The sequence below is a fragment of the Providencia sp. JUb39 genome, from assembly GCF_012272845.1.
GTDB classification, from domain to species: Bacteria; Pseudomonadota; Gammaproteobacteria; order Enterobacterales; family Enterobacteriaceae; genus Providencia; species Providencia lanzhouensis.
The window spans coordinates 435,459-447,668 of sequence record NZ_JAAWXD020000001.1 but is presented as its reverse complement, the minus strand read 5'-3'; the positions used below and the strand labels follow the sequence as shown (position 1 = coordinate 447,668).

Below are 12,210 nucleotides of genomic sequence, written 5' to 3'. Positions count from 1 at the left end.
ATACCTGCTTTATTTATACATTTAGTTATATATGTTTGTATTTACTTCAATACTTGTTCTGTACTAGCCGCCAATCGTTGGGAAAACTGGTAACCATAAGTAGAACTTAATCACTAACGCATTCACAATATCGATAAAGAATGCCCCTACCATCGGCACGACTAAGAATGCTAGGTGAGATGGACCAAATTTATCGGTTACCGCTTGCATGTTAGCGATAGCGGTTGGTGTTGCCCCTAAACCGAAACCACAATGACCCGCCGCTAAAATGGCAGCATCATAGTTTTTACCCATCACACGGAAGGTAACAAAAATCGCATATCCTGCCATAACGCAAGCTTGAACGCCGAGAATAACTAACATTGGGATTGCTAAAGACGCCAGTTCCCACAGTTTTAAACTCATTAATGCCATGGCTAAGAATAAGGATAGACTGACGTTACCCATCACAGAAACCGCGCGGTCAAATACTCGATAAAAACCAAGTAAAGACAGGCTGTTACTTAAGATAACACCGACGAACAATACGCAAACAAATTTAGGCAGTGCAAATGCGGTGCCTGATAGTAGCCCTGCAATCCAGCTTCCTGCTAGCAAACAGATAGCGATCAACGCAATAGTTTCAATCAATACCATCGAGTTGATCATGCGGTTGGATTGTGGCTTTTCAAATGCGGTAGGAACATCTTTGTCCTCATCCGCGGTACCAGGTGTTGGGATATTGCGAATTAAGAAACGTGCAACAGGGCCACCAATAAGCCCTCCAAGTACTAAACCAAAGGTTGCACAAGCCATTGCAACTTCAGTTGCACTCTTGAAGCCATAATCTTCAGTAAAGATTTTACCCCAAGCGGCGCCTGTACCATGTCCACCGGATAAAGTGATTGAGCCGGCTAATAGCCCCATAAGAGGGTCTAAACCTAATAATTTCGCAAGTGCGATACCGACTGTGTTTTGAACTAGCAATAAACCGACAACGACAAAAATGAAGATTAACAATGCTTTACCGCCAGCTTTTAAGCTCGCTAAGTTAGCATTCAAACCAATGGTCGCAAAGAATGCGAGCATCATCGGTTCTTGCAGTGATAAGTCGAAGGAGAGGCTCCAATCAAATACTTGCTTAACCACTAACAGGGTAAAAGCGACTAATAATCCCCCTGCAACGGGTTCAGGGATAGTGTATTTTTCAAGAAATGAAACTGACTTTACCAGTTTACGTCCGAGTAATAGCACGAGTGTAGCAGCGACCAGAGTGCCGTAGACATCGAGATGATACATTTATGTACCTCGTCTGTTGTTAATATTATTTAAAACTAATTAGACGTTATTTTTTTCCTTAAAACGCCAAAAGCAGGTGCATGGATTAGAAAAAAAAATCGCGATAAATACAAGTTAAAACATATAAAAATGTGACGCTCTTAGTTTAATATCCACCTTAATTTTTTTGCGCAACCGATTGCTTTTTGTATTATTCTCTTTAAAATGCGCTTTTTGCTAGTGGAATTGGAATAATGAACGCAACGGCATCTGAAGAACAAAATGTTGAAAAAACAGTACAAAACCAAAGCGAACTGATCTATCGCCTTGAAGATAGGCCGCCTTTACCTCAGGCGCTGTTTGCTGCTGGACAGCATCTATTAGCGATGTTTGTCGCGGTGATTACCCCCGCAATGCTTATCTGCCAAGCACTTGGGCTACCCGCTCATGACACCCAGCGAATCATCAGCATGTCATTGTTTGCTTCAGGAATCGCCTCTCTGATTCAGATCCGCGCGTGGGGTCCTGTCGGCTCAGGATTACTTTCCATTCAAGGCACCAGTTTCAACTTTGTTGCACCGTTGATTATGGGGGGAGTTGCACTCAAGCAAGGCGGAGCCGATATCCCTTCCATGATGGCGGCATTATTCGGCACATTAATGGTCGCAGCACTGACCGAAGTTATCTTATCGCGTTTCTTACATTTAGCTCGCCGAGTTATCACGCCGCTGGTTTCTGGTGTTGTGGTCATGATCATTGGTTTATCACTGATTCAAGTCGGTTTAACCTCAATTGGTGGGGGTTACAGTGCGCTGAGCGATAACACATTCGGTTCCCCTGATAACCTCATTCTTGCAGGCATTGTGTTAGCCGTCATTATCCTGTTAACTCGCCAGAAGAATCCGTACTTACGCGTTGCATCATTAGTGATTGCAATGGCAGTAGGCTACCTTGCTGCTTGGTGGATGAATATGCTGCCAACTACGCAAGCCAGTGATGCCAATCAATCTCTGATTACAGTTCCTGAACCTTTTTATTATGGTCTCTCTTTTGACTGGAATTTACTCATTCCACTAATTCTGATTTTTATGGTGACGTCGCTAGAAACCATTGGTGATATCACCGCAACGTCGGATGTCTCTGAGCAACCAGTACGTGGCCCTCTGTATATGAAACGTATCAAAGGCGGCGTATTAGCAAATGGCTTAAACTCTATGGTTTCTGCGGTATTTAATACCTTCCCTAACTCCTGTTTTGGTCAGAATAATGGCGTTATCCAATTAACAGGTGTTGCTAGCCGCTATGTGGGTTACTTAGTGGCGTTAATGTTAGTGCTACTGGGTCTGTTCCCAGCAGTGGCAGGTTTTGTGCAACAAATTCCTGAACCTGTTCTAGGTGGTGCTACCATTGTGATGTTCGGCACAATTGCTGCGTCCGGTGTGCGTATCGTTTCTCGCGAGCCACTCAATCGCCGCGCAATTATGATCATTGCATTGTCTCTAGCCGTAGGAATGGGAGTTTCTCAACAACCACTAATCCTGCAATTTGCGCCTGACTGGCTGAAAACCCTGTTTTCATCCGGTATTGCAGCAGGTGGTTTAACTGCGATTGTACTGAACTTGATTTTCCCTCACGAAAAATAATTCCCTATACCGCCGCAAGAGTTGAACACGCCGGCGGTTCTTCTGTATGCTATCCTTGAGTTGCCGATATATTAAACATATCGGCAATTTATATTTTTATCTGATTAATAAGGGAGCAGACAAACGTGAAAGGGTTACTGAGGTTTTTCGGCTATATTTTTCTGCTTCTTTTGATTGTATTTCTTGCCTGTTATATTGCCTTACAAACCCGATGGGGAGCAGGTTACGCCAGCCAACTTCTGAGTAAATTTACGCCTTACGACATTAACGTCGGCATTATGGGACATCAGTTCTCTGAGCCGGGTAAATTTATTTTCCAAGACATTAAGATTGAGTCAAGCAACAAGCAGCTAGAATTAGATGCTCGGCAAATTGTGGTGGATATCAATTGGCGGCATATTTTCAGTGGTGAAGCCATTCAACGCTTAACCATCACTCAAGGCGACTTATCTGCAAACTTTACCGATAACACATCACCACTACCGCTTTCTGCGAAAGTTCTGCAATTTGAAAATAGCCAGATTCAATTAACTCAAGACAAAAACACCGTTCAAGTCGCAGGGTTTACTGGGGGTATAACTCCATGGAAACCGACAACTGAAAATCCATTTGGTTATGGTGATTTTCGCTTTACTACCAACCAATTAACCTTGAACTCTCTCCCTTTTAGAAATGTCGCGGTCACGGGGAAATTACAAGAAAAGGTAACAGATTTTAGCCAAATCAGCGGCTACCTCAATAATGGAGCGATCACGGGTAAAGGAAAATGGTTTGCTGACGATTCTATCACCATTGATAACCTGTCGATGAATAAAGTGGGCTGGCAGAATGACTTAACCTTTGATGCGCTATTTGATGCAATAAACAGTGACCGAACATTGCAAATCAACCAATTACAACTGACCAATGTGGATATTCAAGGGCGCGATTGGGCGCTTTCAGGTCTGAGTAGCGAAGTCGATCAAATTGCCTTGGTAAGAGGGAGTTGGAGTAGCCCGAAAAGCCATATTAATTTCAATGTCGATCAATTGGTTATCCAAGACCAACAAGTTGATACGCTTATCGGTGAGCTGAACATTGACGGTGATAACCTCAATGTTGATAAGCTCTCCGGCTACTACAATAAAGGTATTTTTAACCTCAGTGCGGTTTGGCAACGTAATGATAAATCACTGACCATCACTGAAGGTACGCTCGCTGGGGTTCTGTATACCTTGCCAGATAATTGGCTGTCGTTCTTTGCTCAACCCGCACCAGCGTGGTTATCCACATTCGCCATTGATAATTTTACCGTCACGCAATCTTTGCTGATGAATATTCAACCTGAGTTTCCTTTCGAATTTACCGCGTTAAGCGGCAACATTCGCTATGTTGACCTGATCAAACAGAAACAGTGGGGAATTTGGAAGGGACAAGCGACTTTCAATGCCGATACAGGTACCATCAACCAGGTGATGATCCGCCGTCCACTTTTAGAAATTGCAGGAAGTAATGGACGTACCGCCGCCAGTCTCAGTGGCAGCGTTGACCGTGGTATCGCAAAAATCGGTTTACTGGCGCAACAAGAGCCGGGTAAAGCACCTTTTGAATTACGTGCATCAGGCACCAACATTGATTTAAGTGATTTAAACCAATGGGGTTGGTCAGGCTTTTCACCACAAATGTGGGGAGATTTCGAGGCTTCATTACAAGGGGATTTACTCGCATCACCTCTAGTATCAAGCCTCAACGGAAAATTAACCGCTAAGCCACTTCAAGGAAGCGCTCAACTGCGTACTGTGGTTGATGGCCATGTGGTATCTGGCGTCGCCCCCGTAGAGCCATCAGCAGAACCCCAACCCAAGCTAGAATCACACACTGTACCAGCAGAAAATACCTACCCTGTTGATAGGCATGTTCCTGATATGGTTACTCAATAAAGCAGTGAGTTAATAAGCAATAAAAAGCAGGCTCATCCCTTCGGATGGCCTGCTTTTTCGACTCTTCACCAAAAACAGTCAGTCACCTAAAAACATTATTCGATTTTCTCTTTTTTCGTTTCTGGCAGCACCATATATATGCCACTAAATACCGCACCCACTTGGTTTTCTGCATTGCTCACATGCACTTCTAGTTTTACCCGCGCTTTACTTCCTCGGGCGAGGCGATCTAAATCCCCACTAAGATGTGAGAGATCGGCGACTGCGGTTGGGCGCCCACTAACGGGTTTTGCATAACGAATATTGGCATCTACCAGAACGATTTCTCCGCCTAATTGATGCTCTTGCAGCAGTAGCCAAATCATTCCCCAGCCAGTTAACGTGGCGAGAGAAAATTGGCTTCCAGCAAAGATAGTATTATGGGGATTTTGGTTCCCTGCTTCTGGCATTGTCGTCACAAAGCGCTTTCCTGTGTACTGTTCAATACGTACACCCATTTTTTCACTTAATGGAATATGCTTGTGCCAAGCTTGCTGAAGCTCACCGCACCAATCCGGACGATGGAGAATTTGGTCAAGGGTTTCAATCGGTTTGATCATCAAATAGTGTCGAACAGGGGTTTTCAGCTCCCCAGTGACTTCGCCACGACGTTCAAAACCCATTTTGGCGAAAAATGGTACGGCTTCTTCTCGAACACTGGACACAATGCGTTTAACACCTTCTCGCCTTGCAATGGTTTCAAGCGCCATAATAATCAGTTTGCCTAAGCCCTTACCTTGCATAACAGGATTAACCGCGAGAAAGCGAATAGCACCTTCGTTATCGGCATTAATATATAGGCGCCCAATAGCCAAAATACGATTTTTTTCATCAACCACCATTTGATGGTGAGCGGTTAAATCATAACCGTCTTTTTCAGAGCCAAGGGGTTGTTTGAACGGTTCTCGCAGCATTGACCAGCGAAATTGGTAGTATGCAGCGAATTCAAGTTCATCTTTTGGTGTCCGTAGGTGGTACATCTCTCCCCCTCCCTTAAGCGATTTTTCTACACTTGCAGCCAAAAAGTCACGGGACCATCATTGGTCAAGCTAACTTGCATGTCCGCCGCAAATTCACCGGTTTCTGTCACGATGCCTTGTGCACGGCTTTGCTCAACAAAATATTGATACAGCTGATCCGCTTTCGCTGGCTCCGCTCCGCCGGAGAAGCTTGGGCGCATCCCTTTCTTGGTATCTGCGGCTAACGTGAACTGTGAAACCACTAATAAACTTCCGCCAGCTTGTTGAACGTTAAGGTTCATTTTGCCTTGTTCATCGCTAAAAATACGATAGCCAAGGACTTTCTCACAAAGGCGTTTTGCTTTCTGCTCATCATCGTCTTTTTCAACACCGAGCAAAACTAAAAGACCAGGACCAATTTGCCCTACTGTTTTTTCATCAACAACCACACTCGCGTGAGTGACTCTTTGGATTAATGCAATCATGGGTACTCGATAAAAAAAGGAGTAACGTCGCCGTTACTCCTTATTAAGAACTGGATTATTCGACTTCGGCGCTAAAGTCGTAAGTACGAAAATATTCAGGAACGGTGTCTTTATTCAAGACATGAACACCTTTGATACCAAGTGCTTCAGCCGCTTTTACGTTTTCTTCTACATCATCAAAGAACACCGCATCAGCTGCTTCAAATTCTTCAGATTCCAGAACATATTTGAAAATTTCTGGATCTGGCTTACGCATTCCTAAATCTTGGGATAGATACAGGAAATCAGAGGACGCTGCAATTTCAGGGTAGTGTTCTGGCCAATAATCAAGATGCAGGCGGTTAGTGTTAGATAACACGACAACGCGATGACCTTGCTCACGCAGACGTTCCATAATATCAATGACTTCTGGTCTTAGTGAGATGAAAATTGAGTGCCAGCCTTCTGCAAAATCTTCAAAGCTTAGGGTGATACCCAATTCTTCACAGAGCAGTTCAGCAAATTCGATATCTGAAATTTTGCCACACTCGTGGAGTTGGAAGATATTGCCAAAAGTGAATCGCTTTTTGATTTCTGAACTTGGGGTACCACTTAGTTCAGACCACTTATCAAATACACGATTGAAGTCGATATCAATAATCACATTACCCATATCGAAGATATACAGCATAAATTGTCCTCTTAGTTATTCATTAAATTTACTTTAATCATTATTGAGGCAACTGAACAGTCCTAATTGAGGATTATTAAGGTTATTTTTTCAATTTATCGATTAAGCAAATTGGCTAGAGGAATGACGTTTGTATCTGGATAAACAAATTTTTTCCTCCGATATAACCTAAATTCATTTACCGTTCAATTTTTGTGCATAAAAAAAGGTGCCATATTTGGCACCTTCTATTTTAATTCAAAGACTAACGATTAATCTTCTTTAGAACGGCCAGCACGACGGCGATCGTTCTCTGTCAAGTGGCGCTTACGCAGACGAATTGACAGTGGAGTTACTTCAACTAATTCATCATCATCGATAAACTCAAGAGCTTGTTCCAGAGTCATTTTGATAGGTGGTGACAGAGTTGTCGCTTCATCAGTACCTGACGCACGCATGTTAGTCAGTTTTTTACCAGTTAAGCAGTTAACAGTCAGGTCATTAGAACGTGAGTGAATACCGATGATTTGGCCTTCATACACTTCAGCACCGTGACCTAAGAATAACTTACCGCGATCTTGCAGGCTGTACAGTGCGTATGCAACTGCTTTACCTTGACCATTAGAGATCAGAACACCGTTTTGACGGCCGCCGATTTCGCCTGGGCGAACATCGTCGTAGTGGCTGAATGTGGAGTACAGTAAGCCAGTACCTGAAGTCATAGTCATGAACTCAGTACGGAAGCCAATCAGACCACGGCTAGGAATGATGTAGTCTAAACGTACACGACCTTTACCGTCTGGCATCATGTCACGCAGGTCACCTTTACGCTCACCTAACGCTTTCATCACGTCGCCTTGGTTTTGTTCTTCAACATCCAAAGTCACTTGTTCGAATGGCTCTTGTTTACGACCATCGATTTCACGAACGATAACTTTTGGACGAGAAACGGCTAATTCGAAGCCTTCACGACGCATGTTTTCGATCAGAACAGATAAGTGCAGCTCACCACGACCAGAAACGCGGAATGCATCTGGATCTTGAGTTTCTTCAACACGCAGTGCAACGTTGTGAACCAGTTCTTTATTCAGACGATCAAGGATTTGACGTGAAGTAACGAACTTACCTTCTTTACCACAGAATGGTGAGGTGTTAACACAGTAGAACATGCTAACTGTAGGCTCATCAACCGCCAGTGCAGGCAGTGCTTCAACGTTACCCACTTGGCAGATAGTGTCAGAAATATTCAGTTCACCTAAACCAGTCAGTGCAACAATGTCGCCAGCTTCAGCTTGTTGTGAATCAATACGCTCTAAACCTAAGTGAGTCAGAACTTTACCGATTTTACCGTTGCGAGTCTTACCTTCGCTGTCGATAACAGTCACTTGTTGGTTAGGTTTAACAGTACCACGCTTGATGCGACCGATACCGATAACACCTAAGTAGCTGTTGTAATCTAACTGAGACACTTGCATCTGGAATGGACCTTCCAGATCAACTGCTGGTGGCTCAACGTGTTCCACGATAGCTTCGTACAGTGGAGTCATGTCTTCAGCCATATCTGTATGGTCAAGACCAGCGATACCGTTTAATGCAGATGCATAAACGATAGGGAAATCTAATTGCTCATCCGTAGCACCTAAGTTCACGAATAAGTCGAATACTTGGTCAACAACCCAATCAGGACGCGCGCCTGGGCGGTCAACTTTGTTGATAACAACAATTGGACGTAAACCGTGGTCGAACGCTTTTTGCGTTACGAAGCGAGTTTGTGGCATTGGGCCGTCCATCGCATCAACAACCAGCAGAACGCAGTCAACCATGGACATAACACGTTCAACTTCACCACCAAAGTCGGCGTGACCTGGGGTGTCTACGATATTGATGTGATAACCATTCCATTGGATAGCGGTGTTTTTAGCAAGGATTGTAATACCACGCTCTTTCTCCAAGTCATTGGAGTCCATAACACGCTCATCAACAGTTTCACGTTCACCGAAAGTGCCGGACTGTTGCAGTAATTTACCAACCAGTGTTGTCTTGCCATGGTCAACGTGAGCGATGATGGCGATGTTTCTTAAGTTTTGAATTGACAAGGATTTTTACCGTTTAATTGACAGGAAAGGAATATGCTTTATGAGTTGTTGTAATGCCCTAAGCATACTTTCTACGTTAATTTGCTGTTATTTTACACGTTTTTCCACACAAGTGGAATAAATGTGAAAGCCATCACTATTAAAAAAGTTTTTAGCTAAAAAACATTCAGTTGCGTCGTCGTGCAAAGATGCTCAAAAAAATAGCAATTATCAGCACTAGGAAATCACAAAGTGGCAGGATAATACGCTAAAAAGGAAATATTAGCAGCCGAAAAAGAGAATAAAAAATAAACTTTCTTCGTCTATCACTCATTTCAATGTATTTTTTATTATTTAGATATATCTAATTTGACAATTTAGATATATCGGAATAAAGTGAACCCATCAACGCAATTTAGATATATCGAAATAATAACAGAGGTTCCTATGAGAATACATCAATGCCGTCATATTTATGCCTCACATCATGACGAACATCAACGAGGACACGGTGGCTGCTGCCACAATAGCGAGCACCAAGAACATCGCCATGGTCATGGCCACGGGGAATGTTGTCACGGCGAGGGTCGTCATGGTCGTGGACACGGTGAAGGCTGCCACGGCGAGGGTCGTCACGGTCGTGGACACGGTGAAGGCTGTCACGGCGAGGGTCGTCACGGTCGTGGACACGGTGAAGGCTGTCACGGCGAGGGTCGTCACGGTCGTGGACACGGTGAAGGCTGTCACGGCGAGGGTCGTCACGGTCATGGACGTAATGAAGGCTGCCACGGCGAAGGGCGTCGCGGACGCGGCAAAGGCTTACGTCGCCTATTTGACCATGGAGATCTGCACATTATGGTGCTCTCTTTAGTGGCAAAAAAACCAAGCTATGGTTATGAAATCATCAAAGACATCCAAGAAGCATCTAATGGCTTATATGTACCAAGCCCTGGGGTCATCTACCCAACCTTAACCCTATTAGAAGAACAAGGCTTTTTGGAATCCCAAATTGTCGAGCGTAATCGCAAAAGTTTCTCTATTACTCCAGAAGGGGCTGAACACCTCGCGCAGAATAAAGAAACTGAAGCCGTTATCAGCCGTAAATTAGCCAAAGCCCGTGAACTACAGCAAGGCACCAACTTATCAGAAGATATCGAAATGGCAGTGAGCCGTTTTAAAGCCCTGCTCCGCCATAAAATGGTGCTCAAGCAATTAAATGAAGAACAAACTCATCAAATTGCAGCGATCATCAATGATGCCGTCAAACAAATTGAAGAAGTAAACACGTTATTAACTGACAGTAATGACGAATAAACCTTTTTATATCTCTAAAAATACCAACGGTGTGGCGCCAATCAATGGCACTACACCGTTTTTGTTTCCGCCCTCCATTAATTGCACCATATTAGTGCGGCAAATCTTTTCCTTGCACCAATACAGCGCAATGATAGACTGTTTTTTAGCCTAATCATTGCCATCTTCTTGTCATCATCCCCATTTACGATGATTTTAAAAGTTGGCACGCTTTTCGCTTATACAACCCTAGAGAGCTTGCAATATTGTTAATGAAATAATCATTAATCTTGCGAAGCCAGATAAACCAACTCATGCGCACCTTAATTGCTGCGTGAGTTGATTAGACCCGACCAGGAGAGCCGAGAATGTCCGCTAAACATGTTTTATCGTTAATCGAAGAGCACAATGTTAGATTTATTGATCTGCGTTTTACTGATACCAAAGGTAAAGAGCAACACATCACTATCCCTGCTCATCAAGTTGACGAAGACTTCTTTGAAGAAGGTCAAATGTTTGATGGCTCATCCATCGGTGGCTGGAAAGGCATCAACGAGTCTGACATGGTATTAATGCCTGATGCATCTACCGCAATGTTAGACCCATTCTACGCCGATAATACCTTAATCATTCGTTGCGACATTTTAGAGCCAGGCACTATGCAAGGTTATGATCGCGACCCCCGCTCTATCTCTAAACGTGCTGAAGATTACCTGCGTTCTAGCGGTATTGCGGATATGGTGTTATTTGGACCTGAACCAGAATTTTTCGTGTTCGATGACATTCGCTTCGGCAACAGCATGCACAGCAGCTACTATCACATCGATGATATCGAAGCCGCATGGAACACTGGCACTAAATACGAAGGCGGTAACAAAGGTCACCGTCCAGCAGTGAAAGGCGGTTACTTCCCAGTACCACCAGTAGACTCATCACAAGATTTACGTTCGGCTATGTGTACCACGATGGAAGAGATGGGCTTAGTGGTTGAAGCTCACCACCATGAAGTGGCAACTGCAGGTCAAAACGAAATCGCAACTCGCTTTAACACCATGACCAAAAAAGCGGATGAGACTCAAATTTACAAATACGTTGTCCACAACGTTGCACACGCATACGGCAAAACTGCGACCTTTATGCCAAAACCATTAGTTGGTGATAACGGTTCCGGTATGCACTGCCACATGTCTTTATCTAAAGGTGGTGTAAACCTATTTGCAGGCGATAAATACGGCGGATTATCTGAGATGGCGCTGTACTACATCGGCGGTATCATCAAACACGCTCGCGCACTGAACGCATTCACTAACCCAACGACTAACTCCTACAAACGTTTAGTCCCAGGTTTTGAAGCACCAGTCATGCTGGCTTACTCTGCACGTAACCGCTCTGCATCTATCCGTATCCCAGTGGTTGCAAGCACGAAAGCACGTCGTATCGAAGTTCGCTTCCCAGACCCAGCGGCTAACCCATACTTAGCGTTTGCTGCTCAGTTAATGGCAGGTCTTGATGGCATCATCAACAAGATCCACCCAGGTGATGCGATGGACAAAAACCTGTATGACTTACCGCCAGAAGAAGCCAAAGAGATCCCAACAGTGGCGGGTTCTTTAGAAGAAGCACTGGCTGAACTGGATAAAAACCGTGAGTTCTTAACTCGTGGTGGTGTATTTACTGATGATGCTATCGACGCTTACATCGAATTACTGCGTGCTGATATCCAACGCGTTCGTATGGCACCACACCCACTCGAATTTGAAATGTACTACAGTGCGTAACACGCCGTTCCACTGATAGTCTTTGTTGCCGTGAAGCACTTGCCCCATCTTTGGATGGGGCCTTTTCTCTGCACCGAGTGATAAACAGCAAATATTGGCTTCGACGTATCGGT

Annotated in this window: 9 protein-coding genes; 4 read left to right on the top strand and 5 right to left on the bottom strand. The window is 44.2% G+C overall.

The annotated features are described in order from the left end of the window. Nucleotides 1–63: 63 nt before the first annotated feature. Nucleotides 64–1,278, bottom strand: a complete 1,215-nt coding sequence (gene gltS / locus HFU86_RS01990; RefSeq protein ID WP_036948572.1) for a sodium/glutamate symporter — start codon at nucleotides 1,276–1,278, stop codon at nucleotides 64–66. A 233-nt stretch (nucleotides 1,279–1,511) separates the two neighbouring features. Here gltS and HFU86_RS01985 point away from each other — a divergent pair, with 233 nt between their 5' ends. Then, nucleotides 1,512–2,900, top strand: a complete 1,389-nt coding sequence (locus tag HFU86_RS01985) for a uracil-xanthine permease family protein (protein ID WP_132496916.1) — start codon at nucleotides 1,512–1,514, stop codon at nucleotides 2,898–2,900. A gap of 125 nt (nucleotides 2,901–3,025) precedes the next feature. Next, complete coding sequence (locus HFU86_RS01980) at nucleotides 3,026–4,819, top strand: AsmA family protein (protein ID WP_187128623.1); 1,794 nt, start codon at nucleotides 3,026–3,028, stop codon at nucleotides 4,817–4,819. Nucleotides 4,820–4,914: 95 nt separating this feature from the next. Here the strand turns inward: HFU86_RS01980 and fabY are convergent, their stop codons facing one another. The 4 genes from fabY to typA all read right to left on the bottom strand — a co-directional run bounded on the left by fabY (nucleotide 4,915) and on the right by typA (nucleotide 9,047). Further along, nucleotides 4,915–5,838, bottom strand: a complete 924-nt coding sequence (fabY, locus tag HFU86_RS01975) for a fatty acid biosynthesis protein FabY (protein ID WP_132496914.1) — start codon at nucleotides 5,836–5,838, stop codon at nucleotides 4,915–4,917. 26 nt (nucleotides 5,839–5,864) lie between these two features. Continuing rightward, complete coding sequence (gene dtd / locus HFU86_RS01970; protein ID WP_132496913.1) at nucleotides 5,865–6,302, bottom strand: D-aminoacyl-tRNA deacylase; 438 nt, start codon at nucleotides 6,300–6,302, stop codon at nucleotides 5,865–5,867. 55 nt (nucleotides 6,303–6,357) lie between these two features. Further along, nucleotides 6,358–6,972 (bottom strand): glucose-1-phosphatase, encoded by a 615-nt coding sequence (gene yihX, locus HFU86_RS01965; RefSeq protein ID WP_036948558.1) that lies wholly within the window; start codon nucleotides 6,970–6,972, stop codon nucleotides 6,358–6,360. A 251-nt stretch (nucleotides 6,973–7,223) separates the two neighbouring features. Next, a complete protein-coding gene (gene typA, locus HFU86_RS01960) occupies nucleotides 7,224–9,047 on the bottom strand; it encodes a ribosome-dependent GTPase TypA (protein WP_036948555.1) in 1,824 nt (607 codons plus the stop codon). A 426-nt stretch (nucleotides 9,048–9,473) separates the two neighbouring features. Between typA and HFU86_RS19735 the strand changes: the two genes are divergently transcribed. Then, nucleotides 9,474–10,340, top strand: a complete 867-nt coding sequence (locus tag HFU86_RS19735; RefSeq protein ID WP_255425924.1) for a PadR family transcriptional regulator — start codon at nucleotides 9,474–9,476, stop codon at nucleotides 10,338–10,340. Between the two features lie 347 nt (nucleotides 10,341–10,687). Then, entirely contained in the window at nucleotides 10,688–12,097 is a 1,410-nt protein-coding gene (gene glnA, locus HFU86_RS01950; RefSeq protein WP_036948546.1) for a glutamate--ammonia ligase, read from the top strand. Nucleotides 12,098–12,210 lie beyond the last annotated feature (113 nt).

Excerpts from the sequence above, each read along its gene's own strand:
- HFU86_RS19735 (WP_255425924.1), top strand. The coding sequence starts at position 9,474 with ATGAGAATACATCAATGCCGTCATATTTATGCCTCACATCATGACGAA.
- HFU86_RS01985 (WP_132496916.1), top strand. The coding sequence starts at position 1,512 with ATGAACGCAACGGCATCTGAAGAACAAAATGTTGAAAAAACAGTACAA.
- glnA (WP_036948546.1), top strand. The coding sequence starts at position 10,688 with ATGTCCGCTAAACATGTTTTATCGTTAATCGAAGAGCACAATGTTAGA.
- yihX (WP_036948558.1), bottom strand. The coding sequence starts at position 6,972 with ATGCTGTATATCTTCGATATGGGTAATGTGATTATTGATATCGACTTC.
- dtd (WP_132496913.1), bottom strand. The coding sequence starts at position 6,302 with ATGATTGCATTAATCCAAAGAGTCACTCACGCGAGTGTGGTTGTTGAT.
- fabY (WP_132496914.1), bottom strand. The coding sequence starts at position 5,838 with ATGTACCACCTACGGACACCAAAAGATGAACTTGAATTCGCTGCATAC.
- gltS (WP_036948572.1), bottom strand. The coding sequence starts at position 1,278 with ATGTATCATCTCGATGTCTACGGCACTCTGGTCGCTGCTACACTCGTG.